The organism is Pseudoalteromonas sp. CNC9-20 (assembly GCF_022347875.1).
GTDB lineage: Bacteria > Pseudomonadota > Gammaproteobacteria > Enterobacterales > Alteromonadaceae > Pseudoalteromonas > Pseudoalteromonas ruthenica.
Map to the genome: position 1 here is coordinate 207793 of NZ_JAKRFS010000007.1, position 23115 is coordinate 230907.

At 46.0% G+C, this 23115-nt stretch carries 27 protein-coding genes; 19 read left to right on the plus strand and 8 right to left on the minus strand.

Going from position 1 to position 23115, the window contains the following annotated elements; all coding sequences use genetic code 11:
* The first annotated feature begins 195 nt into the window (after nucleotides 1-195).
* From MHM89_RS17340 to MHM89_RS17385, 10 genes are all read left to right on the plus strand, one after another.
* Nucleotides 196-2079 carry a transglycosylase SLT domain-containing protein gene (locus tag MHM89_RS17340; RefSeq protein WP_239409350.1) on the plus strand — a complete coding sequence of 628 codons (1884 nt, stop codon included), beginning with the start codon at nucleotides 196-198 and terminating at the stop codon, nucleotides 2077-2079.
* A gap of 60 nt (nucleotides 2080-2139) precedes the next feature.
* Complete coding sequence (pepQ, locus tag MHM89_RS17345) at nucleotides 2140-3462, plus strand: Xaa-Pro dipeptidase (RefSeq protein WP_022944861.1); 1323 nt, start codon at nucleotides 2140-2142, stop codon at nucleotides 3460-3462.
* 59 nt (nucleotides 3463-3521) lie between these two features.
* The gene (locus MHM89_RS17350; RefSeq protein ID WP_138588048.1) at nucleotides 3522-4136 is read left to right on the plus strand and encodes a YigZ family protein; all 615 of its coding nucleotides are present in this window, start codon (nucleotides 3522-3524) and stop codon (nucleotides 4134-4136) included.
* A 39-nt stretch (nucleotides 4137-4175) separates the two neighbouring features.
* On the plus strand, nucleotides 4176-5627 hold the full coding sequence (locus MHM89_RS17355; RefSeq protein ID WP_022944859.1) for a TrkH family potassium uptake protein: 1452 nt from the start codon (nucleotides 4176-4178) through the stop codon (nucleotides 5625-5627).
* Nucleotides 5628-6458: 831 nt separating this feature from the next.
* Nucleotides 6459-6668 (plus strand): EF-hand domain-containing protein, encoded by a 210-nt coding sequence (locus MHM89_RS17360; protein ID WP_022946908.1) that lies wholly within the window; start codon nucleotides 6459-6461, stop codon nucleotides 6666-6668.
* Nucleotides 6669-6726: 58 nt separating this feature from the next.
* Nucleotides 6727-6936: an EF-hand domain-containing protein gene (locus tag MHM89_RS17365; protein WP_022946908.1), complete on the plus strand. Its 210-nt coding sequence runs from the start codon at nucleotides 6727-6729 to the stop codon at nucleotides 6934-6936.
* 51 nt (nucleotides 6937-6987) lie between these two features.
* Complete coding sequence (locus MHM89_RS17370; RefSeq protein ID WP_239409351.1) at nucleotides 6988-7200, plus strand: calmodulin; 213 nt, start codon at nucleotides 6988-6990, stop codon at nucleotides 7198-7200.
* A gap of 35 nt (nucleotides 7201-7235) precedes the next feature.
* Nucleotides 7236-7454, plus strand: a complete 219-nt coding sequence (locus tag MHM89_RS17375) for a calmodulin (protein WP_022946910.1) — start codon at nucleotides 7236-7238, stop codon at nucleotides 7452-7454.
* Nucleotides 7455-7500: 46 nt separating this feature from the next.
* The gene (locus MHM89_RS17380; RefSeq protein WP_022946911.1) at nucleotides 7501-7719 is read left to right on the plus strand and encodes a calmodulin; all 219 of its coding nucleotides are present in this window, start codon (nucleotides 7501-7503) and stop codon (nucleotides 7717-7719) included.
* 27 nt (nucleotides 7720-7746) lie between these two features.
* Nucleotides 7747-7962 carry an EF-hand domain-containing protein gene (locus MHM89_RS17385; RefSeq protein WP_022946912.1) on the plus strand — a complete coding sequence of 72 codons (216 nt, stop codon included), beginning with the start codon at nucleotides 7747-7749 and terminating at the stop codon, nucleotides 7960-7962.
* 68 nt (nucleotides 7963-8030) lie between these two features.
* Here the strand turns inward: MHM89_RS17385 and trkA are convergent, their stop codons facing one another.
* The 4 genes from trkA to def are packed head-to-tail and all read right to left on the minus strand — an operon-like array spanning nucleotide 8031 to nucleotide 12175.
* Nucleotides 8031-9407: a Trk system potassium transporter TrkA gene (gene trkA, locus MHM89_RS17390; RefSeq protein WP_022946913.1), complete on the minus strand. Its 1377-nt coding sequence runs from the start codon at nucleotides 9405-9407 to the stop codon at nucleotides 8031-8033.
* Nucleotides 9408-9414: 7 nt separating this feature from the next.
* On the minus strand, nucleotides 9415-10698 hold the full coding sequence (rsmB, locus tag MHM89_RS17395) for a 16S rRNA (cytosine(967)-C(5))-methyltransferase RsmB (protein WP_239409352.1): 1284 nt from the start codon (nucleotides 10696-10698) through the stop codon (nucleotides 9415-9417).
* Nucleotides 10691-11650: a methionyl-tRNA formyltransferase gene (fmt, locus tag MHM89_RS17400; protein WP_022946915.1), complete on the minus strand. Its 960-nt coding sequence runs from the start codon at nucleotides 11648-11650 to the stop codon at nucleotides 10691-10693. Before fmt ends, rsmB begins: the two co-directional genes overlap by 8 nt.
* 12 nt (nucleotides 11651-11662) lie before the next feature.
* On the minus strand, nucleotides 11663-12175 hold the full coding sequence (gene def, locus MHM89_RS17405; protein WP_022946916.1) for a peptide deformylase: 513 nt from the start codon (nucleotides 12173-12175) through the stop codon (nucleotides 11663-11665).
* 130 nt (nucleotides 12176-12305) lie between these two features.
* On the opposite strand from def, the gene MHM89_RS17410 reads away from it, so the two are divergent.
* The 6 genes from MHM89_RS17410 (at nucleotide 12306) to hemF (ending at nucleotide 17209) form a co-directional block, all read left to right on the plus strand.
* The gene (locus MHM89_RS17410) at nucleotides 12306-13433 is read left to right on the plus strand and encodes a LysM peptidoglycan-binding domain-containing protein (RefSeq protein WP_239409353.1); all 1128 of its coding nucleotides are present in this window, start codon (nucleotides 12306-12308) and stop codon (nucleotides 13431-13433) included.
* 46 nt (nucleotides 13434-13479) lie between these two features.
* Nucleotides 13480-14601 (plus strand): DNA-processing protein DprA, encoded by a 1122-nt coding sequence (dprA, locus tag MHM89_RS17415; protein ID WP_239409354.1) that lies wholly within the window; start codon nucleotides 13480-13482, stop codon nucleotides 14599-14601.
* 1 nt (nucleotide 14602) lies between these two features.
* Nucleotides 14603-15076, plus strand: coding sequence for a DUF494 family protein (locus MHM89_RS17420; RefSeq protein WP_045980674.1), 474 nt, complete (start codon nucleotides 14603-14605; stop codon nucleotides 15074-15076).
* A gap of 61 nt (nucleotides 15077-15137) precedes the next feature.
* Nucleotides 15138-15716, plus strand: coding sequence for a topoisomerase DNA-binding C4 zinc finger domain-containing protein (locus MHM89_RS17425; protein ID WP_022946920.1), 579 nt, complete (start codon nucleotides 15138-15140; stop codon nucleotides 15714-15716).
* A 3-nt stretch (nucleotides 15717-15719) separates the two neighbouring features.
* Nucleotides 15720-16283 carry an L-threonylcarbamoyladenylate synthase gene (locus tag MHM89_RS17430; protein WP_022946921.1) on the plus strand — a complete coding sequence of 188 codons (564 nt, stop codon included), beginning with the start codon at nucleotides 15720-15722 and terminating at the stop codon, nucleotides 16281-16283.
* A 2-nt stretch (nucleotides 16284-16285) separates the two neighbouring features.
* Complete coding sequence (gene hemF, locus MHM89_RS17435) at nucleotides 16286-17209, plus strand: oxygen-dependent coproporphyrinogen oxidase (RefSeq protein WP_239409355.1); 924 nt, start codon at nucleotides 16286-16288, stop codon at nucleotides 17207-17209.
* 127 nt (nucleotides 17210-17336) lie between these two features.
* Here hemF and MHM89_RS17440 read toward each other — a convergent pair whose 3' ends face one another.
* Together MHM89_RS17440 and prs are read right to left on the minus strand one after the other, a co-directional pair.
* Nucleotides 17337-18932 (minus strand): nicotinate phosphoribosyltransferase, encoded by a 1596-nt coding sequence (locus MHM89_RS17440; protein WP_239409356.1) that lies wholly within the window; start codon nucleotides 18930-18932, stop codon nucleotides 17337-17339.
* 10 nt (nucleotides 18933-18942) lie between these two features.
* Entirely contained in the window at nucleotides 18943-19797 is an 855-nt protein-coding gene (gene prs / locus MHM89_RS17445) for a ribose-phosphate diphosphokinase (RefSeq protein WP_239409357.1), read from the minus strand.
* A 181-nt stretch (nucleotides 19798-19978) separates the two neighbouring features.
* On the opposite strand from prs, the gene MHM89_RS17450 reads away from it, so the two are divergent.
* The gene (locus MHM89_RS17450; RefSeq protein WP_239409358.1) at nucleotides 19979-20677 is read left to right on the plus strand and encodes an NUDIX domain-containing protein; all 699 of its coding nucleotides are present in this window, start codon (nucleotides 19979-19981) and stop codon (nucleotides 20675-20677) included.
* A 73-nt stretch (nucleotides 20678-20750) separates the two neighbouring features.
* Here the strand turns inward: MHM89_RS17450 and MHM89_RS17455 are convergent, their stop codons facing one another.
* A complete protein-coding gene (locus MHM89_RS17455; RefSeq protein WP_151172248.1) occupies nucleotides 20751-21209 on the minus strand; it encodes a group II truncated hemoglobin in 459 nt (152 codons plus the stop codon).
* Between the two features lie 26 nt (nucleotides 21210-21235).
* Between MHM89_RS17455 and aroE the strand changes: the two genes are divergently transcribed.
* Together aroE and MHM89_RS17465 are read left to right on the plus strand one after the other, a co-directional pair.
* Nucleotides 21236-22060 carry a shikimate dehydrogenase gene (gene aroE, locus MHM89_RS17460; RefSeq protein WP_239409359.1) on the plus strand — a complete coding sequence of 275 codons (825 nt, stop codon included), beginning with the start codon at nucleotides 21236-21238 and terminating at the stop codon, nucleotides 22058-22060.
* Nucleotides 22057-22305: a DUF1488 family protein gene (locus tag MHM89_RS17465; protein WP_022946925.1), complete on the plus strand. Its 249-nt coding sequence runs from the start codon at nucleotides 22057-22059 to the stop codon at nucleotides 22303-22305. Before aroE ends, MHM89_RS17465 begins: the two co-directional genes overlap by 4 nt.
* On the opposite strand, the gene MHM89_RS17470 is transcribed toward MHM89_RS17465, so the two are convergent.
* A complete protein-coding gene (locus MHM89_RS17470; protein ID WP_239409360.1) occupies nucleotides 22277-22825 on the minus strand; it encodes a gamma carbonic anhydrase family protein in 549 nt (182 codons plus the stop codon). The two genes, MHM89_RS17465 and MHM89_RS17470, sit on opposite strands and share 29 nt — an antisense overlap.
* Nucleotides 22826-23115 lie beyond the last annotated feature (290 nt).

The following is a 23115-nucleotide window of genomic DNA, read 5'->3' on the forward strand; positions in this document are numbered from 1 at the left end:
CATTCGGTTAAAAATTAACGCTGATACGAGATGCGACCAAAACACGTATAGATGCGGTTACTAAAGGTCAAAACTCATCCATTAATGTAGTACAGTTAAGATGGTTCGTTGAACCAATAATGGTAACGTGCCTTTTTGAGCATTTTTAGTGTTATTCCGTTACCTGTGTTTCGCGCGATAAAACGTAGGATTATCATGAAACGATTTATACATGTGTTACTGGCTGCATCCCTACTGCACGCCTCCAGTGCTTCTTTAGCCAGTGACAATGACGATTTTTTAGAGGCGGAAAAGGTGGCCTGGTCAGGCAACTATAAAGAGTTTAAGCGCCTTAATAGCCAACTCGATCACCCTCTTAAGCCTTATGTAGAGATGGCCTTTTATAAACGCCATCCGCAGTTAAAATATCAAACAGAAATAGAGCGCTTTTTGAGCGTGTACCAAAATACTCCCCTCGAGTGGCCGGTGCGTCGAGCTTGGCTTAACTACCTAGCTAAAAGAGGGCGAAAAGCCGACTTTGTTGCTAACTACCAACCCACAAGCGATGCGCAGTTAAAGTGCCAGTACCTAGATTTTCAATTGCAACTAGGCGCCCCTGAGCGAGCAATATTAGCGCAAGTTGCTGATCTCTGGGTGGTAGGGCAATCTCAACCGAAACAGTGTGACTCCTTATTCGCTAAGTGGCGTGATGCTGGGATGCAAACTCCACAACGGGTATGGCAACGGGTAGGGTTGGCAGCACGAGAGGGCGAACACCACTTGCTGCGCTACCTGAAAACGTTGCTACCGAATAATGAGCGTTATTTAGCTGATTTATATTCTGCGGTGCGCAAAGACCCCAGTGCTGCAGCAGGGTTGTACCGGTTCAAAAACAAAAGCAGTAAAGAAGCGGAAATTGCCCATTATGGCGTTAAGCGTTTGGTATGGCGAAATCCGGAACTAGCGATTCGAGCATGGACCAAACTCGATAACATGTTCACTTTTACCGACGAGCAACGTCAGGAAATTAACTATGCTTTTGCTTATGCATTGGCGGTAAAACAGCATGATGAAGCGAAATTTTGGTTAAATAAAGTGCCCGATGCGGGCCATGATAAAAAGCTAATGCAGTGGCATTTAGCGAATATGCTCAGAGAGCAAGATTGGCCAGGGATATCAGCTTACTTCACTAATAAAACCAATCTCAGCAATGGCCATAAATACTGGCTCGCATACAGCTATTTTCGTCAAGGGCGGGCACAAGAGGCCCAAAATATATGGCTGCCGCTGGCACAACAACGAGACTATTATGGCTTTCTTGCTGCCGCACGCTTGGACCAACCGGTTAACCTCAATAGTAAACAGTTGATGTTGCCGCCTGGGTTGAAGGAAAAGGTGGCTCAGGCGCCAGGCTTCAAGCGCGCCAAACGTTTGCATGAACTGAAGCGCTACACCAGCGCGCGCAGGGAATGGAATTACCTAATAGATACGTCAAGTGAAGCGGAGAAACTAGCGGCTTCGGTATTAGCCGGTGAACAAGGCTGGCATGACAGTACCATCTTTACATTAGCGCGTATAAAGGCTTGGGATTACGTGGATTTACGCTTCCCTGATGCATTCACCGACTTATTTAAGCGCTATAGCCGCCGCAACAAGGTGGATATGGATTGGAGTATTGCTATTGCTCGGCGTGAGAGCTCTTTTGCTCCGGATGCCCGCTCTCGGGCCAACGCCCGGGGATTAATGCAGCTTCTTCCTAGCACCGCGAAGTACATTAATCGTAGTACCGTGTCTTCACGGCGTTTGTACGAGCCCAGCACTAATATCAATTTGGGCACCAAGTACCTTAAGTACCTAGAGGGTAAAACTAATGGCAACCAAGTGTTAGCAACAGCGTCTTACAATGCGGGTTATCACCGTGTACGTAAATGGTTACCGGATCAAGCTATGCCTGCGGAGCTGTGGATTGAATTGATCCCGTATCGGGAAACGCGTGACTATGTCAAAAATGTATTTGCTTATCGGCAAGTATATCTTACTAAACAAGGCAAAAATGAAAACATCCTAGCGTCTATTCTTGATATGCGCATAGGTGGTTAGCCGCACAGCTGGCGGCTGTGATAGACTGCAGTTAATAATATTTAGCAAAGTGGGTGATACATGAATAAATTAGCGGTGTTATACGCTGAACATATTGCAACCTTGCAAAAGCGCACGCGCGAAATTATCGAACGCGAAAACCTAGACGGCGTTGTTTTCCATTCTGGCCAAGCGAAGCGCCAGTTCTTAGACGATATGTACTACCCGTTTAAGGTGAATCCACAATTTAAGGCCTGGTTGCCAGTGATAGATAATCCACATTGCTGGATTGTCGCGAATGGCACTGATAAGCCAAAGTTGATTTTCTATCGCCCTGTGGACTTTTGGCACAAGGTCCCCGATGAGCCGAATGAGTATTGGGCTGACTACTTTGATATTGAACTGCTGGTGAAACCGGATCAGGTGGAAAAGCTACTCCCTTATGATAAAGCGCGATTTGCTTATATTGGTGAATACCTGGAAGTCGCTCAAGCTTTGGGCTTTGAGCTGATGAATCCGGAGCCGGTAATGAACTTTTATCATTACCACCGTGCCTACAAAACGCAGTACGAACTCGCTTGTATGCGTGAGGCGAATAAAATCGCCGTACAAGGCCATAAAGCTGCGCGAGATGCGTTTTTCCAAGGCAAGTCTGAATTTGAAATTCAACAAGCCTACCTGTTAGCGACCCAACACAGCGAAAATGACACGCCTTACGGCAACATTGTGGCGCTAAACGAAAACTGCGCCATTTTGCACTACACGCACTTTGATCGTGTTGCTCCTGCTACCCATCGTTCTTTTTTGATTGACGCTGGCGCCAACTTCAATGGTTACGCAGCCGATATTACTCGAACCTATGACTTTACTGGAGAAGGGGAATTTGCTGAACTTGTTGCCACCATGAAGCAGCACCAAATTGCACTATGTAACCAGTTGGCGCCTGGCAAGTTATATGGTGAGTTACACCTTGATTGTCACCAACGTGTGGCGCAAACACTGAGTGACTTTAACATCGTTAACTTATCGGCCGATGAAATTGTTGCCAAAGGCATTACCTCAACGTTCTTCCCACATGGTTTAGGCCATCATATTGGTTTACAAGTACATGATGTGGGTGGTTTTATGGCTGACGAGCAGGGCGCACACCAAGAGCCGCCTGAAGGTCACCCATTCCTGCGTTGCACGCGCAAGATTGAAGCGAATCAAGTATTTACCATTGAACCTGGGTTGTACTTTATTGATTCCTTGCTCGGTGATTTAGCAGCGACAGATAATAATCAGCATATTAATTGGGACAAGGTCGCAGAGCTTAAGCCTTTCGGTGGTATTCGTATTGAGGACAATATTATTGTTCACGAAGACAGCCTTGAGAATATGACTCGCGAGCTAGAGCTCGATTAACCACCCATTCACTGCGGGGCCTAAGTGCTCCGCAGTTTGCTATCAATGATCCTGCCGTTATGTCTGAATACTCATACCCTAGTGAGCCCTTAAGTTACGAAGAAGAAATCAAAAAGAGCACCTTTATTGTGCATGTGGCGCACACGCCGGATATTAGTGCGGCAAAAGACTTTATCGCCGATATTAATCGCCGTTACCCCGACGCCCGCCATAATTGCTGGGCTCATGTAGCAGGGGCTCCAGGAGGCAGCCATGTGTATGGCTTTTCTGATGATGGCGAGCCCAATGGGACTGCTGGCAAACCAATGCTGAATGTGCTCCAAGGCAGTGGCCTTGGCGAAATTTGTGCTGTGACAACGCGTTACTTCGGTGGTATTAAGCTTGGGACCGGTGGGTTGGTTCGTGCCTATGGCGGTACGCTTAATAACGCGCTGGCGCAACTAGTTACCCAGGTTAAGGTGCCTAGTGTGGTACTCATTGGCGACAGTGACTATGCTCTACAGGGAGTCATAGAGCAAAGGTTGCAAACTCACTATCAAGTCCTTGATATTGAGAAGCAATATGATAGCGCCATTCGTTGGCAGATATGTATTGATGAGCGCCAAAGCGATGCAGCGATAAAAGATATCTTTGATTTAAGCCACGGTACTGTTGAGTTAAAAATAAAACAGTAAGACAATAACATGCAAACAAAAGTCACGGCGATGCGCTAGATGCAATACCGCACGATAATAAAAATACTGGGCCAGCTGGTGGCGTTATTCAGCATCACTATGGTGCCGCCAGCCTTGGTCTCACTAATATACAAAGATGGTGGCGGTTTACCTTTTATTCTCGCTTTTGTCTTTAGCGTCATTGCTGGCTTAATTGCCTACTACCCCAACCGTAATGAGCATGGAGATTTAAAGGCTCGGGAAGGCTTTTTAATTGTGGTATTGTTTTGGCTGGTGCTGGGCTCGTTCGCATCTTTACCGCTGATTTTTCTAGATGCACCCAAGTTATCAATGGCAGACGCCGTGTTTGAGGCGTTTTCTGGGCTGACCACTACCGGTGCGACTGTACTTACAGGCATAGAATATTTACCTAAGTCGGTGCTTTTCTATCGCCAGCAATTACAATGGCTGGGCGGTATGGGGATCATCGTACTTGCCGTTGCCGTGCTCCCTATGCTTGGCGTGGGTGGGATGCAGCTGTACCGTGCTGAGACGCCAGGGCCGGTGAAAGATTCAAAAATGACACCACGAATTGCCGATACGGCAAAACACCTGTGGTATATCTATGTCTCGCTTACCTTAACTTGCACGCTGGCTTATTGGGTTGCGGGAATGAATTGGTTTGATGCGATTTGTCATGCCTTTTCAACCATAGCCATTGGTGGTTTCTCTACCTATGATGCGTCAATGGGGCACTTTGATAGCCCCGTGATTAACCTGATCTGTGTGGTGTTTTTGCTAATTGCGGCAATCAACTTTTCATTGCACTACGCAGCGGTGGCCAGTCGTAGTGGCAAAGTTTATTTGCGCGACCCTGAGTTTAAAGCGTTTTTTCTGATCCAAGTGGCACTCATCATTATCTGTTTCGCAGTGCTTTCCTCTAATAACATTTACGCTAATGGTGATGAAACGCTCGACCAGGCGATGTTTCAGGCCGTTTCCATCAGTACCACCGCTGGTTTTGCGACCGATAACTTCTCCGCTTGGCCGCTGTTTCTACCTATGCTGCTGATTTTTTCCAGTTTTATTGGTGGCTGTGCGGGCTCCACAGGCGGGGGAATGAAAGTAGTGAGGGTGTTTTTATTGTACTTACAAGGTATCCGAGAGCTTAACCGTTTGGTCCACCCGCGTGCCATCTATTCGATTAAGCTAGGTCGTAAAGCCCTGCCAGATAAGGTTGTGGAGGCGGTATGGGGCTTTTTCTCTGCTTATGCCTTGGTGTTTGTAATTATTATGATCAGCCTGATGGGGACGGGGCTAGATAATATCACTGCCTTCTCGGCGACCGCAGCCTGCCTTAATAACCTGGGTCCAGGGCTGGGTGAAGTAGCCGCTCACTATGGTGACATTAGTGATAGCGCAAAGTGGATCCTGACATTGGCAATGGTCTTTGGCCGGTTAGAGATATTCACTCTCCTCGTGCTGTTTACCCCAACATTCTGGCGTGGGTGAGGCACGGTCGCTTGCGACTGCGAGTGACTTAACGTCACTCGTTGAGGGCCGAACGCGAAGGCGTGGATGCCTGAGCCGGGCGTCGCTTCAGGATGAACTCCGGTCACCATGCTACCCTTTTCTATCGCGTGGCAGTGACTTAACGTCACTCGTTGAGGGCCGAACGCGAAGGCGTGGATGCCTGAGCCGGGCGTCGCTTCAGGATGAATTCCTGCCACCATGCTCTCCCTTTTCTATCGCGTGGCAGTGACTTAACGTCACTCGTTGAGTGGCGTTGAGGCGTGGATGCCTAGCGTAGGCACTCAATTGTTTATTATCTCTTCTGTATTTCTTTTTGTCCTAAATTCCATCTCTTTACTGAACCAAAGATGCGTTGTTGCTAAAAAGCAACACAGCGCTTGGTGTGCAGTAGGGGCTCAATAAAAATCCCCTTACAAATAGCTATTTAAATTATAAGTCGTTGAATTTTATATAAATAAACACAAAAAATAATTTATGAGAATGATGGCATTACACTTTCATTCAGTTAAAAGTCACCTTCAGCGCAATCCAGGCAGGTAATTGGCTGAATTCAAGGTGAGAAGTTGCAAAATAACCTATTGAAAAATATAGATATTATCTTTTAAGCCTGAACTGTGTCGCAAAAGAGCAACAGAAAAACATGGTGTAAAGGCTCTTAACTCCCCTGATTTACATATATCTCCATGATAAATAATGCTTTTTTAATGTTGGCACCGGACTTGTAATAGTCAGGGTGAGTTTAAAACGCAGTAGCAATTAGCACAGAACGTTACTGACACAGATTTCAACAAGTAAAGAAGGATATTGATTATGAAACGCATGACTTCAACTTTAGCACTTATCACTTTAGCAGCTTCAAGCGCAGCATTTGCAGCAGATTTCTCTACTTTAGATGCAGACGGCAATGGCGCTATCAGCAAGCAAGAAGCAGCAGTGGATGCAGAGCTTAGCAAGCACTTCGACAAGCTAGATACCGATGGTAACGGTGAGCTTTCAAAAGAAGAGTTTGAACAAGCTTAAGCGCTTAGTTTAAACATCAATTTCAGATTTTAGTTTTTAGTCCAGAAGGGTACTTATTATGAAACGCATGACTTCAACTTTAGCACTTATCACTTTAGCAGCTTCAAGCGCAGCGTTTGCAGCAGATTTCTCTACTTTAGATGCAGACGGCAATGGCGCTATCAGCAAGCAAGAAGCAGCAGTGGATGCAGAGCTTAGCAAGCACTTCGACAAGCTAGATACCGATGGTAACGGTGAGCTTTCAAAAGAAGAGTTCGAGCAAGCTTAAGCGCTATTCGCTCTTTCTCACGCACTTTATTTCCATTAAGAGGGATTTGTTATGAAAGGTATGACGTCAACAATCGCATTTGTCACTTTAGCTGCATCAAGCGCTGTATTTGCAGCAGATTTTAACGCACTTGATGCCGACGGCAATGGCGCTATCAGTGTTCAAGAGGCCTCTGTCGATGCCGCTCTAATGGAGCAGTTCGAACAACTCGATACAGATGGCAACGGTGAGCTCTCAAAAGCAGAGTTCGAAAAAGCCGAGTAACCCAATTATTTACCAAACAAGGTAAGGAGCAAGTTATGAAAACCATGAAACACACAGTCGCATTAATGGCACTTGTAGGCGCATCTTCAGCTTTCGCATTGGATGCAGATTTCAACACTATCGATGCCGACGGCAACGGCGCTATCAGTATGGAAGAGGCGTCTAAGTATCCTGAGCTTATGAGTCAATTTAAAGACTTGGATACTGACATGAACGGTGAGTTATCTGAGCAAGAATTTGCTAAAGCGCAGTAACGACTGCGCAACACCGGACAACACCACACAGTAAAGAGGATACATTATGAAAAATTCAACAAAAGCAGTCGCTATCGTAGGTTTAGTAAGCGCATCATCAGCATTCGCATTGGATATGGACTTTAACAGTGTAGACGTAGATAGCAATGGCGCTATCAGCATGGAAGAAGCGTCTAAGTATCCAGAGCTAATGCAGCAGTTCAAGGATTTGGACGCCAATAAAGACGGTGAGCTGAGCGAAAAAGAATTCGCAAAAGCCGAGTAATTTAACGCCAACTAAGAGGAGAGCGTGATGAAAACGACTAACACACTACTTGCTATGGCGATTTTGGCTTCTTCTGCAACAGCTATCGCAGGTTCTACTTTTGATACATTGGATGTCGACGGTAATGGCAGCATCAGCAAGGAAGAGGCAAGTGCAGATGCAGCGATTCTAACTAAATTTGATGAGCTTGATATTGATGGAAATGGCGAGCTATCTAAGGAAGAATTTGCTCACGCTGAGTAAATACCCAGACCCATTAGAGCAACGCAAAAGCAGTCTTAGTCCACCCACTAAGGCTGCTTTTTTATGTATTACAGAAACATTGCGCTGACCTGGAAGAGTTTCTCAACCACATGAATGTGTTTTTTATCTATCAAGAACATAATGACATGGTCACCACTTTGGATCACTGTATCATCATGGGCTATCAGCACGTCATCATTGCGCACGATAGCGCCAATAGTGGTCCCTGCAGGTAGTTTAATTTCAGAGATAGCTCTGCCTACCACTTTAGAGGTGTTCTCATCACCATGGGCTACGGCTTCAATTGCCTCTGCCGCGCCTTTACGTAACGAGTAAACATTGACGATGTCACCGCGTCTTACGTGAGTCAGCAGGGCTGAAATGGTCGCTTGCTGTGGTGAAATAGCGATGTCAATTTCGCCGCCTTGCACCAAGTCAACATAGGCGCCACGTTGAATGAGCACCATGGTTTTTTGCGCCCCCATACGTTTTGCCAACATCGCTGACATAATATTGGCTTCGTCGTCATTGGTCACCGCAATGAATACATCGACTTGCTCAATATGCTCTTCTGAGAGCAACTCCTGATCAGACGCATCACCACAAAAAACCACAGTATCATCGAGCATTTCAGATAGTTGCTCAGCTCGTTGTGGGTTACGCTCCAGCAGCTTAACGCTATGGTTCTTTTCCAACGAGCGGGCCAAGCCAGCACCAATGTTACCGCCACCGGCGATCATGATCTTCTTATAAGAACGCTCAAGCTTTTGCAGTTCACTCATTACCGCACGAATATGCTTGGTTGCGGCAATAAAGAAGATCTCATCGTCGGCTTCAATCACCGTGGTGCCCAAGGGTTTGATAGCCTTGCCTTGGCGGTAAATTGCAGCAACACGAGTCTCTACATTGGGAATGTGTTCTTTCAATGCTGATAGCGCATAACCAACGAGTAAACCGCCATAGTAGGCTTTGACTGCGACCAGAGACAACTTGCCATCGGCAAATTGCAGCACTTGTAAGGCGCCCGGATAATCAATAAGGCGGCGGATGTACTTGGTAACAAGTTGCTCAGGAGCGATATAGTGGTCCACCGGCAAATCGTCATTATGGAACAACTGCTGACGATAGCGCAGGTATTGCTCCGAGCGAATACGGGCAATCTTGGTGGGGGTATTAAAAATACTGTAGGCCACTTGGCAGGCCACCATATTGACTTCATCGGAGCTGGTGACGGCAATAATCATATCAGCATCTTCAGCGCCGGCCTTGCGCAAAATATCGGGGTGAGCACTGTGCCCAGTGACTCCTTGCAGGTCATATTTGTCCTGTAGCTCGCGCAAGCGATCGCCATCAATGTCGACAACGGTGATTTCGTTCTGCTCGCCGACAAGGTTTTCAGCCAGTGTTCCGCCGACTTGCCCCGCGCCTAAGATGATAATTTTCATTGCTATATCACTGTTTTATTATTTTTGCGTAATAGAAGCCATCGGTGTCGCCAGGTAATAATTGCCACCCTGGTTGAGCTATAGAGTCTTGCTCGTGCAGTGGGCTATGCTGAGCATCACGATGGCGTGTGAAGAAGGCTTTCATCTGCTCTTGATTTTCTTCTGATAGCACCGAACAAGTTGCATAAAGTAAAGTTCCGCCCGGCTTCAATAATGGCCAAATAGCATCAAGGATTTGTCCCTGTAGCTTAGCGAGCTCGTCAATATCAGAGTGTCGTCTTAACCATTTAATATCAGGATGACGGCGTATCACCCCTGTTGCTGAGCAGGGAACATCCAATAAAATGCGATCAAATTGCTGACCTTGCCACCATGACTCAGTGTCTTGTGCTTGGGCGCAAACAAGTTCGGCATCAAGCTGTAATCGCTGTAAGTTAGCGCGCACTTTGTCTAGGCGTTCAGCATCACAGTCAAGTGCCATCACTTTTGCGTCGGCCAACTCAAGTATGTGACAGGTTTTGCCGCCCGGTGCGGCGCAGGCGTCGAGCACATATTCACCATCTTGTGCGCCAAGCAGCCTCGCGGCTTGCTGAGCAGCTGCATCTTGGACAGAGCTTGCCCCTGCGAAAAATTCTGGTAGTTTCTGCACATCCACTGCTTTTTTAAGCTTTATTGCGTCTTGGTAATCGGCAAATTGACTGTACTCGATACCTTGTTTGCTGAGCAGGTGCGCATATTGCTCGCAAGTATACTGACGTTGATTCACGCGTAACCACATGGGCGCTTGCGCCTGGTTTTGGGCAACAATGGTGTGCCAATGCTCTGGGTAGTCGCGCTTAAGTTTTTTTAATAACCAGCCTGGGTGATTATATTTACAAGCATCGATCTGTGTTGCTGCGGCTTCGAGCTCATCGCGTTGGCGCTGAAAATTCCGTAATACGGCGTTAACTAGGCCTTTCAGGCCTGGTGCGCGCATCGCTTTGAGTGCATTAACGGTTTCACCCACTGCGGCATGCTCGGGAACACGCATATGTATTAATTGATACAGGCCAACATAGAGTAAAAATTGATAGACACGACGCTTCCCTTTGAGGGGCTCATCCAGCAGTTGCTGACAATAAAACTCTAGGCTTGGCAGGTAGCGTAAGACGCCATAACAAATTTGCTGCATCAAGGCCTTATCTTTTGGATTGAGGTCCCGGCTGTAGCGGGGCAGAGCTGCCGAGAGAGAAACCCCGCGATCGACGACGTGATAAAGTGTGTGCGCCGCTTGGGCGCGAACATTACTCATGGGTTTCGCCTGCAATATGTGCCAAGGTGCTACCCACACTGACCCAATCGGCTCGGCCGTTTAAAAAGTCTTGGGCGGACATAGGTTTTTTACCTGGTGGTTGAAGCTCGGTAATGCACAGAGCATGGTTGGTGCAGGCGACCACAATACCGTTTTTATCGGCCCGCAATATTTGCCCTGGTGCACCTTGCTCGGTAACAACGTCGGCTTGCCATACCTTGACGGTATTGCCTTGCATCTTGGTAAAACAAATAGGCCATGGGTTAAAGGCTCTCACGTTGCGAGCTAATTGCTCGGCATCAAGCTGCCAGTCTAACTCCGCCTCTTCTTTAGATAATTTTTTAGCGTAGTTTGCTTGAGCATCGTCTTGGGGCTCTGGCTCTATGGTAGAGAGCTTGGCTAAGGTATCAATTAACGCTGAAGGGCCTAGCTGCGCAAGCTTGGCGTACAATGAAGCTGAGGTTTCATCAGCTGCGATAGGGCAACGAGCAATACTCAGCATATCGCCAGTATCAAGACCTTCATCCATTTGCATAATAGTGATGCCCGTTTCCTTATCGCCAGCCCAGATAGCGCGCTGAATAGGGGCTGCGCCTCGCCAGCGAGGTAAAATGGAGCCGTGGACATTGAGGCAACCCAATCTGGGGGTTGTTAAAATCGCTTTTGGCAATAACAACCCGTAAGCAACTACCACCATAACGTCGGCGTTTAGCTCTGCAAGTTGCTGTTGTGCCTGCTCGTCTTTTAGAGAAGTTGGCTGATAAACAGGTAAGTTATGCTCTAAAGCAAGCGTTTTAACCTCACTGGCCTTGAGCTTTTTTCCTCTACCTGCGGGGCGATCAGGCTGGCTGTACACGCCAACCACCTCATGTTCTGAGTCAATAAGTGCCTGCAAATGGCGGGCGGCAAAATCCGGCGTACCGGCAAATACGATGCGAAGAGCTTGAGTCACTGTTTATCCTTGTTACTGAGCTTTTGCGGCAAGACGCGCTTCTTTTTCAAGCTTCTTGCGAATACGTTGGCGCTTCAAAGGAGATAAGTAATCAATGAATAGCTTACCTAGTAGGTGGTCTAATTCATGTTGAATGCAAATGGCCAGTAAACCGTCGGCGTCAAGGCTAAACTCTTCACCTTGTTCATTCAGGGCTTTTACAGTCACCGTTTCAGCGCGATCAACCTTCGCATAGGAGTTTGGAACGGATAGACAACCCTCTTCACTGACCGTGGAGCCGTCTTTATGAGTAATCTCAGGATTAATAAGAACCAACGGCTGGTCGCGCTCGTCGGAAACATCGATGACGACGATACGCTGATGAATATCAACCTGGGTGGCCGCAAGACCAATACCATTTTCATCGTACATGGTCTCTAACATGTCTTTGACGATGGTGCGAACATCATCGTTAATATCGGTTACTGGTTGAGCGACTGTGCGCAAACGTTCATCAGGGAATCGAAGTACTTCTAAAAGTGCCATAGCTACCTTATTAAAAATTGTGCTAAATATCGGGTATTGTGTTATGTTTTTATTTTAGCCATTCGTGTGCACCTTTAACAGGTTATTGGGTAATAATTATAATAAAACAAGCTTGAGGAAGCTCATTACAATGATAAAACAGCTATCGGCTGCCGTATTAGCACTTGCGGCTGCTTTTCCATCATTAGCAGATGTTCTAACGGTAAAAGAAAATGCCCCTGAGCAGTATGTGGTAGAAAAGGGAGATACGTTATGGGATATCTCTGCTATTTATTTGGACAAGCCTTGGTTATGGCCAGAGCTGTGGCAAATGAATCCACAAATTGATAACCCTCACCTTATATATCCGGGTGATACGTTATACCTTGTGTATGACGCTCAGGGTCGACCTCGCTTAGTGATGGAGCGTCCAGAAAACTATCAGAAACTAACTCCCCATGGTCGCAAAACCATGAAGAGTGATAGCGCTATTCCAACTATTTCTTTAGAGCTATTGCGTCCATTTTTAACCTATGAACAGGCGCTAAGTGAAGAGCAAATAGCGGCTCAGCCCTATGTGTTAGGTGCTAACGAGAACGTTAAGCGCCCAACTAAAGGCCACATTCTTTACGTTAAAGGCGATTTAGAACGTAACCGTAACTACGCTATTTACCACAAAGATGACCCTTACATTGACCCACAAACAGAAGAAGTGCTTGGCTACGAGGTGAAGCTCGTTGCCACTGCGCGTGCGTTCCGCTCGGGAGACTTCGATAACGGTGTACCAGCCTCTGTGTTTGTTAACGATGTGAAGCGTGAAATTAATGCTGGTGACTTCTTACTGCCCGTCAGCGAAGGGCAAAGCTTGCCTGCGTTCTTTAAAATGCGTCGCCCTGACAAGGAAATTGATGGCGAAATTATTGCGTCAACCAATGAGCTGCGTGAATTCAGCAAGATGGACATCGTGGTACTCAATCGTGGCCTGACAGACGAAGTGAAAGCAGGGCATATGTTTGATATTCGTCGACAGTCACCCACCGTAGTTGATGGTCACGATGGGCCAAGTTATAAAGAAGACGCGAGCACTTACGAGAAAGTTGCGTCTAACATTGAAGAGTCCTTTAATTTCGAAGAGGATGGTGACAACACCACGTGGCATATGCCGAAAGAGAAAGTCGGCGAGCTTATGGTACTGAAAGTACAAGATAGAGTGAGCTATGCCATTGTCACAAAAACGCTACGCCCAATTCGCGTTGGCGATGTAGTCAGTGTTAATTAGTAACAGCTGATCGTACACTGCGTTGGGTTGTGCTCAAGGAGGGAGCATGGCACAACAGTTACCGTTATCATCGGCCTCGTCAGAGGCCGATTTACATTTCCATCAAGCCGCATTACTGGCTTTGCTCTATGTTCGTGGACTTAGCTGCCGCGATGTCAATAAGTTGCTTATGCATGTACCGTTAGCCCGCATGGTTACGGAGCCTGAGTGTTTGCAATGCTACGGCGTAAAAGCCAACATCATTGGAGCCCTTTCAGCGCTTAATATTGCTAACTACAAGCGCAAGATTCAAGCATTCAAACATCAAGGTATTGATGTTATAGCCTTGGGTACGTCTGCTTACCCCGAGCTGTTAGCTGAGTTACCCGATCCACCGCTATTACTGTTTTGCAGAGGCAATACCCAGCTTCTCAAACTACCACAAATCGCGATGGTCGGCAGTCGCAGTGCTTCGCTTGCTGGGAAGCGATGTGCCCAAGAAATAGCCCAGCAATTGAGTGCTGCGGGGCTAATAATCACTTCAGGCATGGCAATGGGCGTAGACGCCATGTCTCATCAGGGGGCACTGATGGCGACAGGTCAAACTGTAGCTGTGCTTGGCACCGGTGTTGATATTTGTTATCCCCGCCGCAATAAAGCCTTACGTGATGATATTTTGGCAAAGGGTCTGTTAGTCAGTGAGTTTGTGCCCACAACTCCGGCTCGGGCTATGCATTTTCCTAGACGCAATCGCATTATAGCTGGCTTATCGGTCGCCACTTTAGTGGTTGAGGCTGAGCGTAAGAGTGGCTCATTGATCACGGCCGAACTGGCTGCGGACTACAACCGAGAGGTGATGGCTATACCGGGCTCGATTAATAATCCCTATTCCAAAGGCTGCCATAAGCTAATAAAAGAGGGCGCGGCCTTGGTCGAATCGGCAAAAGATGTATTGCTCGAGTTAGGTTTTTCTGCGCAAAACGGTCTATATATAAAGAGTGAACCTACTTACCGTGAGGATGAAAACAGCATACTTCGTCATATTGGTTACGAGCCTACTTGCGTTGATGACATTGCTAGTAGTGCCGAAGTACCCATTACAGAACTACTGACGCAACTAGTCGATTTAGAGCTGGAGGGGCTAATAGAGAGCACCTCAGAGGGCTATGTAAAAACAGGGGGCGGGTAACATGTTTGATATCCTAATGTATTTGTTTGAAAACTATATTCACAGCGAGAGTGAAATTTTTGTCGAAGAGAACGTACTCACCGACGAATTACGTAAAGCGGGGTTCAACAACAGCGAAATATTTAAAGCACTGGATTGGTTGGAGCAGTTAGCTCAGTTGCAATATAGCGATGAGCGCCCTTATTTGCATAATGCCCCAACTGGAGCATGCCGTATCTATACCGAATACGAAAGTATGAAACTTGATACTCAGTGCCAAGGCTTTTTGATGTTCCTAGAGCAAATTGGCGTTATAAATAGCACAACTCGAGAGATGGTTATCGATCGCGCTGTAGCACTGGACCAAGAGCAAATTGCACTGGACGATTTGAAGTGGGTGGTGCTGATGGTGTTGTTAAGTGTGCCTGGGCAGGAGCAGGCTTATGCACAAATGGAAGATTTAATTTTCGATGACCCGAACCCAACACTGCATTAAGCTTGATCTCTGTGTTGGGGTCAGTATATTGGGCGCAAATTCACCAAAGTGCGAGTAGTGCGTGAGCAAGATCGACCATTCGTTATTTAATGCTAATCAACATGCTCTAGAGAAAGAATACGAGGTATGTCCCCAGTGTGGTTGTGAGTTGGTGATGCGGCACTCTAAGAACGGTCCTTTTTTAGGGTGCGCAGCCTACCCGAAGTGTGACTTCATTCGTCCTTTGCACCAACATGACACAGCCGTACTTAAGGTATTAGACGATAATCCCTGTCCTGAGTGTGATTCGCCTTTAGCGGTGAAAAACGGCCGCTTTGGCATGTTTATCGGTTGTACCAATTTCCCTCAGTGCCATTACATCGCCGATCAAAAGCAACAGCAGCCAGAGCAAAACCTAGTAACCTGCCCAAAGTGTCATGATGGTCGTTTAACTAAACGTAGTAATAAATATGGTAAAACTTTTTACTCTTGCGATGCTTACCCCAAATGCAAATACAGCTTGAACTATGAGCCCGTGGCTCATGCTTGCCCTCAGTGTGATTGGCCGGTCATGGTCAAGCGTAATCTTGCTGGGGGACCTGTGTTACAATGTCCGCAAAAGTCCTGTGGGCATAAACAAGCTGAGAATGTGGAGAGTTAGAAGGTGTCAGAGCCAATCACAGTAGACCCGGTTGTAGAAAGCTTACAACAGGGTGAGGTTATTCTTTACCCAACAGAGGCCGTGTACGGGCTGGGTTGCGACCCAATGAACCAACAGGCAGTAGAAAAGCTATTGGCTATTAAGCAGCGTCCGGTTGAGAAGGGTTTAATTCTTATTGCCGATAATTACGGTCAGTTACTGCCTTATGTGGCCGATCACAAAATTCCTATGGATAAGCGCGCTGATATCTTTTCGCAGTGGCCAGGCCCTGTCACTTGGGTGATGCCGGCTGCCGCTGATACGCCAAAATGGCTTACTGGCAAGTTTGATAGCATAGCGGTGCGAGTGACCAATCACCCAACTGTGAAGCGTTTATGCCAAGCCTTTGGTGGCCCTTTAGTGTCAACGAGTGCCAACTTAAGTGGCGAGCAGCCGGTTAGCTCAATTGCGGCTGCGAAAGCGGCGTTTGCCGAACAAGTGGGTTGCTATGTTGATGAACCCTTAGGTGGCCAGCAACAGCCCAGCACCATAAAAGACGCCCTCAGCGGGCAAACGTTTCGAGGTTAATCATGGCATCACAACTTTTAGCACAAGTGAAAGAATACCTTAAAGCGTTGCAGGATGAGATCTGCGCTGGTCTAGAGCAGGCTGATGGCAAGGCACAGTTTGTAGAAGATGCTTGGCAGCGAGAAGAGGGCGGTGGCGGACGTACGCGCGTTATTCGTGACGGCGCTATTATCGAACAAGGCGGTGTCAATTTTTCTCACGTGTTTGGTGCGTCAATGCCGGCATCAGCAACAGCACATCGGCCTGAGCTTGCTGGACGAAGTTTTCATGCATGTGGTGTCTCATTGGTTATTCATCCGAAAAACCCGCATATCCCAACCAGCCATGCCAACGTACGCTTTTTTATCGCTGAAAAAGAGGGCGAGCAGCCTATTTGGTGGTTTGGTGGTGGATTTGATTTAACACCTTTTTACCCTGAACGTGAAGATGTAGAGCATTGGCATCAGGTTGCTAAAGATTTATGCGATCCATTCGGGGAGGATGTGTATCCAAAATATAAGAAGTGGTGTGATGATTACTTCTATTTGAAACATCGTGATGAAACTCGAGGTGTTGGCGGATTATTTTTTGATGATCTGAATGAATGGGGATTCGAAAAAAGTTTTGCCTTTATGCAGGCGGTGGGTAATGGCTATTTAGATGCTTATCTGCCGATAGTCAGTAAGCGAAAAGACACTGACTATGACGAACAGCAGCGCCAATTTCAGCTTTATCGTCGCGGTCGTTATGTAGAGTTCAATTTAGTCTGGGACCGAGGCACTTTATTTGGCTTGCAAAGCGGTGGCCGCACAGAGTCTATTCTCATGTCTATGCCACCACTGGCGAGGTGGGAATATGACTATACTCCCGCCCCAGGCACTGCTGAGGCGAAACTATACGAGCATTACTTAAAGCCACAGGACTGGCTAGATATGAGTGAAAAATAGATGATTTCACGAGGTTGATAGATTCATCAAGTTGGTAAGAACATGACAGCCCTGATAAAGCACGTTCATGTTCTTACCATAAGTAGATAGTGATAGTGTTTGTTAACTGTTGTCCAACCTAAAACCGCTAAACCTGTTGAGCTATTAAGGCTCTGATTTCGTCAAGGGTTGTCTCTTTTAATAACTTACCATCTTCAAAAACAACGTCTAAAAGTCCTTGTTGCTCCTCTTGTTCTGATACGTTATCAAATAGGGTTAGTTCACCATCAATACGTTCTACCTTTAACAACCCTTTCGATGATTTCTTTTTAGCGTCTGTTTTAGGGTCTTTGAAGATGGCTAAACGTTGACCATCCTTTACTACACTTGTGGCTTTAACTGCCGAGCCATGTGTATCTCGAGTTACGTATTGGTAGCTATATGAACCAATACCTAAAACAACCTTTGATGCGAAGCCTTTGTCCATGAGTCGTTGTAGTATCTGACGCTGACGACTTAGGGTGATTGCGTCCCCGTAAATTGCGCCAATATGATCATCCAACAACTTGTATCCTTGAGCCGTAGTCGTGCCACCAAAAATGTCCCAGAGGCACTCTATCAAGCCTTTAACTTCGCACTCCATGAGCCTAATGGTCGAATTATTTTCTAATCCAAAGTATTCACCATTAAACCTGTAGGCCTCATACCCTTGCGAAATTGCTTCTTTTTCAGCCTCGCTCTGGTTCTGAAATAGCTCACTGTAATCTGAGACAGGGGAAACTTTGTATCCTGTGAGTATTTTTACAGGGTCTCCTGAGTCAGGACGAATAACTAACGTACCGTCCCGCATCATAATATCGTCTTTTAATTGTGGGAGATAATCAGTGACTAAAGTCCAGAAGTCCCATGTATCAGACACTACGCTTAGTATTCCTTTTGGGGATTGTTCTTTCATTAGGTATTTAAAAAACTCAATTTCTCCCTCCATAATCCAAGAGCAAGTTACCGAGTGTTCTGTTGCATCTACTGAGCAGCCAACTAGTTCTTTATCAACATTTGCACCGTAGTATTTCTCTGCGAATAAAACTGCGGGAATAGTATCTGTGCCAACTAACCCTGATGCTAAATGGCCAAAGCCACTCATGGCAGCTGCATGCTTGCCAAACATTCCCCTAAAGCTGAAATCATGGCCTTGAAATGGCACAAAATCAGCGGGTAATCCCGTTTTAGTTGCAAACTCTTTAAATACTTTGAAATAGGCAACAGAAGTAGTTGCGCTTGTTTGAATTGGCCAATTCTCGCAACTTAACACGGTTTCGATCATATTGGTCAGCCATTGAAAACCCGGTTTTGTATTAACTATTGTGATGGGGGGTACTAAATAAGGAACCAGTGTTCCTTCTGGCAGTGCTTTGATTTTGAGTGGTAAATACCCTAAATCATGAAGATCTTCTAGGTATGTAACATCAACAGAATAGCCAAGCATTGAGCTCATAATTCGCTTATGAGTTGCTACAGCAACTGCTTTATCTTGTTTAAAAAACTCGTTCCACTCTTCTAACAGGTAGCTCTTTATAAAATATTGCAAGCCAACAAAAGCTACCTTGTCATTGTCTGTTATGTTGCTTAGCTTGCCACTTCTAGAAGTATAATTTGCATATACTTCGGTTACACTAGGGTGGTAAGCGCGACTATGAAACTCTTTATAAACATCCTTTTGCATACTTGCAGCTGTAATAGTCATGGTGTTGTCCCTACATCTCAATTATTTGTAAATTTATATCGCTGTTACTTTTAAACTCATTCGCGGGTCTAAAGGAGTCGGTTGTATAGATGTGATCGATCAGCCCCTCAAACACATCGAGTCCTTTGGAAAAAATTCCATGGGTAATGAACAAAGACACTTCTAAAGCCCCTTCATTCTTGAGTACTTTCGCTAATTCAATAAAGGTTCTCCCACCATCACAGATATCATCTGCGATCAGTACATTTTTACCTTTAACATCGCCTAGTACTTCGGTTTTTATTATGTCGCCCGTTTTGAGATCTCTGACTTTGTGAGCTTGAATTACTTCGGGCACTCCATTAAATTTTTCGGAAATCTTAAGTGTCTTTTTGCTGGCACCAGCATCAGGAGAGATTAGCGTTAGTTCACCCACAGATAAGCGTTTGTTTAACTCTTCACACCGTCCCAGTAACGCGACCTGCTCGATATTGGTTACTCGATGTATTAGAGCTGGTGAGACATCACTGTGTGAATCCCAAATGGTTACTTTTGAAAAGTTTAAGCTGTTAATGATATTTGCCATAACAGCGGCACCCAATGCTTCACCTTCTACACACACTCTATCTTGGCGAGCGTAGGGAAAATAAGGGATTACAAGCTCAATAGCCGTGCTCTCAGCTGTTATTCTTCTTAAAGCATCAACGGCCATCATTAGCCTGATCACTTTTGATGAGTCGTTTAGCCGTTCAAATATTTCTATTTTTACAGTATGAAGTAATGAGGCTGGGCTGAATCGAATATGTTCTTCACCCCCTGAAAAGCTGAAGTTATCATAATTGAGCTGTGATTTATTACCTGCTGAGTCATAGCTAAGTACTTTCATTTGGCATCCTTTCAATCTTTGTGTCCTACCGACACAAAGAAGGTTATCAAACGTACCTAAATCAAGCAAGATATTTTTTGAGCTAAAGTGCGACTAGTATAGTGGAGCGGTTAACTCTGCTAGTTGAAATTTTTGGGGCTACCAGATATTTTGTCGCTAAGATCTTAGTGTGGATGGGAAAGTGGCTGATAGTTACGATATTAGAAAATATAAAAACCCTCTATTTACAGTTGATAGTGTGTTGTTCACTGTAAAAGATGCGGATTTAAAGGTTTTGTTAGTCAAGCGAGCGAGCGAACCTTTTACCGGTCAATGGGCGTTACCGGGTGGCTTTATTGACATAGATATCGATCATGATGCGGATATGACCGCATTACGTAAATTAAAAGAAAAGACTAATATCACCCCTCAATATTTGGAGCAATTGCATACCTATTCGGGAGTAAGTCGCGATCCACGAGGATTTAGTGTTACCCTGGTCTACTTTGCTCTCGTCGCAGAGGGAAACGCATCAGCACATGTAGCAACAGTTGATGATGTGAAATGGACAAGTGTGGGGGAGTTACAGGGCCTACCTGTGGCCTTTGATCATAAATATATTGTAGAACAGGCAAGGCAGAGGTTGAAGCAAAAGGCTTTGTATTCAATGGTGCCAGTATATTGCTTACCAGAATACTTTACCGTTGGGCAGTTCAAGTCTGTTATCGAAACTATTTTAGGCAAAACTGTACAGCGCAAGACCATTATCAGGCGTATAGAAGCAACTGATATGTTGGAAAAAATGGATGAAAAAGTTAGGTCAGGAGGCCGGTTCGCTCAGTTGTACCGAGTTAAACCAGGCGTAGATATCGTTAATTTTGAACGCAACCTTAGTACATAATCCTTTGGGGATTATTTTATGGTGACTGCTTAATTTCGGATAAATTGTCCCTAACCTAATAGAGATAACATATTTAGTGCTGGTTTATCATATGACTAGCAAGCTGTGCCAATGATTGGCGCAGGTTTTCTCGCAATACTGGGTTGTCAATTTCTTGATCAAGCGCTTTGTTCATACAATGCATCCACTGGTCGCGTAAGTCTTTATCAATAGGAAAGGGCATATGGCGCTGTCTTAGGCGCGGGTGACCGTATTGTTCTACAAATAAATCAGGCCCACCGAGCCAGCCAGAGAGAAACTCAAAAAACACCTGACGAATGCGATCTAATGGCTGGGGATGCATATCATATAAAGGTTTTGCGTATTCATCTTGAGCCATAATGTCGTAAAATCGATTAGCTAGAGAACGGGCCCCTGGCTCACCTCCAATCATATCATAAGGGGTTTGTGACACGGTCGGGTGCTCGGTTTTGGCAGCGGTGGTTGATGAATTTGCATCTTTTTTGAGGATGCGTTTAAGTAACTGCTTCATAGCCTGCTCAATTATTAGGAAAGATAATGGATAAATACGCGGTTTTTGGTAACCCTATTAAGCACTCTAAATCTCCCCTTATTCACCAAGCGTTTGCTCGCCAACAGGGGATAGAGGTGGATTACCAGCGCATTTTAGCACCGTTAGAAAGCTTTGAGCAGTCGGTGACTGACTTTTTCGCCGCCGGTGGCAAGGGAGCCAATGTCACTTTACCTTTTAAAGAGCGTGCTTTTGCGTTGGCTGACACATTAACTGAACGCGCGCAATTAGCGGCAGCGGTTAATACCTTAGTGCTTACTCCGCAAGGCAAGTTAATGGGCGACAACACCGACGGCATTGGCTTGGTCAGCGACTTGCAAAGGGCCTTTGGTCCGCTGCGCGATAGACATGTATTGTTACTCGGAGCGGGAGGGGCTGCGAAAGGGGCTGTGTTACCCTTAATTGAAAGTGGTATTGGCTCACTCACGATCGCTAATCGTACCGCAAGTAAAGCACAGCAGTTGGCAGAGCGTATAGATAGCAACGTAGCGGTTCATGGCTGTGGCTTTACGCAGTTAAGTGAAGGCCCTTTTGATATTGTTATCAACTCCACTTCGTCCAGTGTTCACGGTCAGGTGCCAGATATTGATACTAAGGTAATGCAACACTGCCAGTATGCTTATGATATGTACTATGCCGATCAGCCAACCAGCTTTATGCGCTGGGCAGGTGACATAAACAGTTATGTTTTTTGTGCTGATGGTCTCGGTATGCTGGTGGCTCAAGCCGCTCATGCATTTGCCTTGTGGCGTGGCTTTATGCCTGACTGTGAGCCAGTCATTCGTGCCTTAAGAGAGGGGCAGTTAAAATGAATCAAGCTATCCAATTCGTAGACCGTGTAGAGTACATCAATGGTGTACTCACCTTTTACGCTATGGCCAATGGCATGCTAATACCCTGCACTATAGATATGGACAATATCGAACGCAGTGATGCGCTTACACACTTTGCGCAATTAAGATTTGACTACGAAGAGGTCGCGCAGCAACTTATCGAAGATGAGGAGTTTACCGCCGAGGGCCAAGTGGTTATTCCACCACTGGCACCACTTCGTTAAGATATTCGTCTTTTAAGCGCACATAATTATCTGCGGATACTTTCAAAAATGTACGTTCGTCATCGCTCAGTGGTCGAGCTTGCTTTGCTGGGCTGCCAACATACAAGTATCCAGACTGCAGCGTTTTATTCGGGGGAACAAGCGCGCCACCGGCGATAATCACATCATCTTCGACGGTGACGTTGTCCATGATAATGGCACCCATACCAACGAGAATACGGTTTCCTAACTTGCAGCCATGGAGCATGGCCTTGTGTCCTACCGTGACATCGTCGCCAATAATAAGAGGGTAACCTTCGGGGTTCGCTTTGCTGGCGCGCGTCAGGTGCAATACCGAACCATCTTGAATATTAGTGCGTTTACCAATGCGCATATAGTTTACATCGCCGCGAGCGGCTACCAGTGGCCAAATACTTGCGTTCTCGGCGACCTCTATATCTCCAACCAGCACAGCTGACTCATGAACATAGGCTGTCTTATCAATATTCGGTGCTTTACCTTTGTAGCTTTGTATAGTCATAGTTATCCCTTTAAGGTGATCTTGTTCCACTTTAGCTAGAGCTCTGCCGGAGCACAATAGAGTTGGCGAAAATGTGTTCGGGAGTTCGGTTTTCTCCCTAACATGAGGTAATTATAGCGTTAATAACGTAGTAAAAGTGTTTATATAGGCCGGAATTTGAGCGAACGATCCATTTTTTGCAGTTTTCTTTAAAAAAGGGGTTGCGTGGAAATCGAATCTCCCTATAATGCGCATCCACCGACACGGCGGACTGCTTACAAACAAGCACTTCAACGAGTTGGGTGAGTCAA

Coding starts and splice junctions, on each gene's coding strand:
- prs (WP_239409357.1), bottom strand. CDS start 19,797: ATGAAAGTACTTAGCTATGACTCAGCAGGTAATAAATCACAGCTCAAT.
- pepQ (WP_022944861.1), top strand. CDS start 2,140: ATGAATAAATTAGCGGTGTTATACGCTGAACATATTGCAACCTTGCAA.
- trkA (WP_022946913.1), bottom strand. CDS start 9,407: ATGAAAATTATCATCTTAGGCGCGGGGCAAGTCGGCGGAACACTGGCT.
- hemF (WP_239409355.1), top strand. CDS start 16,286: ATGGCATCACAACTTTTAGCACAAGTGAAAGAATACCTTAAAGCGTTG.
- dprA (WP_239409354.1), top strand. CDS start 13,480: ATGGCACAACAGTTACCGTTATCATCGGCCTCGTCAGAGGCCGATTTA.
- MHM89_RS17455 (WP_151172248.1), bottom strand. CDS start 21,209: ATGAAGCAGTTACTTAAACGCATCCTCAAAAAAGATGCAAATTCATCA.
- def (WP_022946916.1), bottom strand. CDS start 12,175: ATGGCACTTTTAGAAGTACTTCGATTCCCTGATGAACGTTTGCGCACA.
- aroE (WP_239409359.1), top strand. CDS start 21,236: ATGGATAAATACGCGGTTTTTGGTAACCCTATTAAGCACTCTAAATCT.
- MHM89_RS17385 (WP_022946912.1), top strand. CDS start 7,747: ATGAAAACGACTAACACACTACTTGCTATGGCGATTTTGGCTTCTTCT.
- MHM89_RS17465 (WP_022946925.1), top strand. CDS start 22,057: ATGAATCAAGCTATCCAATTCGTAGACCGTGTAGAGTACATCAATGGT.
- MHM89_RS17350 (WP_138588048.1), top strand. CDS start 3,522: ATGTCTGAATACTCATACCCTAGTGAGCCCTTAAGTTACGAAGAAGAA.
- MHM89_RS17470 (WP_239409360.1), bottom strand. CDS start 22,825: ATGACTATACAAAGCTACAAAGGTAAAGCACCGAATATTGATAAGACA.
- MHM89_RS17410 (WP_239409353.1), top strand. CDS start 12,306: ATGATAAAACAGCTATCGGCTGCCGTATTAGCACTTGCGGCTGCTTTT.
- MHM89_RS17420 (WP_045980674.1), top strand. CDS start 14,603: ATGTTTGATATCCTAATGTATTTGTTTGAAAACTATATTCACAGCGAG.
- MHM89_RS17380 (WP_022946911.1), top strand. CDS start 7,501: ATGAAAAATTCAACAAAAGCAGTCGCTATCGTAGGTTTAGTAAGCGCA.
- MHM89_RS17340 (WP_239409350.1), top strand. CDS start 196: ATGAAACGATTTATACATGTGTTACTGGCTGCATCCCTACTGCACGCC.
- MHM89_RS17360 (WP_022946908.1), top strand. CDS start 6,459: ATGAAACGCATGACTTCAACTTTAGCACTTATCACTTTAGCAGCTTCA.
- MHM89_RS17370 (WP_239409351.1), top strand. CDS start 6,988: ATGAAAGGTATGACGTCAACAATCGCATTTGTCACTTTAGCTGCATCA.
- MHM89_RS17375 (WP_022946910.1), top strand. CDS start 7,236: ATGAAAACCATGAAACACACAGTCGCATTAATGGCACTTGTAGGCGCA.
- MHM89_RS17440 (WP_239409356.1), bottom strand. CDS start 18,932: ATGACTATTACAGCTGCAAGTATGCAAAAGGATGTTTATAAAGAGTTT.
- rsmB (WP_239409352.1), bottom strand. CDS start 10,698: ATGAGTAATGTTCGCGCCCAAGCGGCGCACACACTTTATCACGTCGTC.
- MHM89_RS17355 (WP_022944859.1), top strand. CDS start 4,176: ATGCAATACCGCACGATAATAAAAATACTGGGCCAGCTGGTGGCGTTA.
- MHM89_RS17365 (WP_022946908.1), top strand. CDS start 6,727: ATGAAACGCATGACTTCAACTTTAGCACTTATCACTTTAGCAGCTTCA.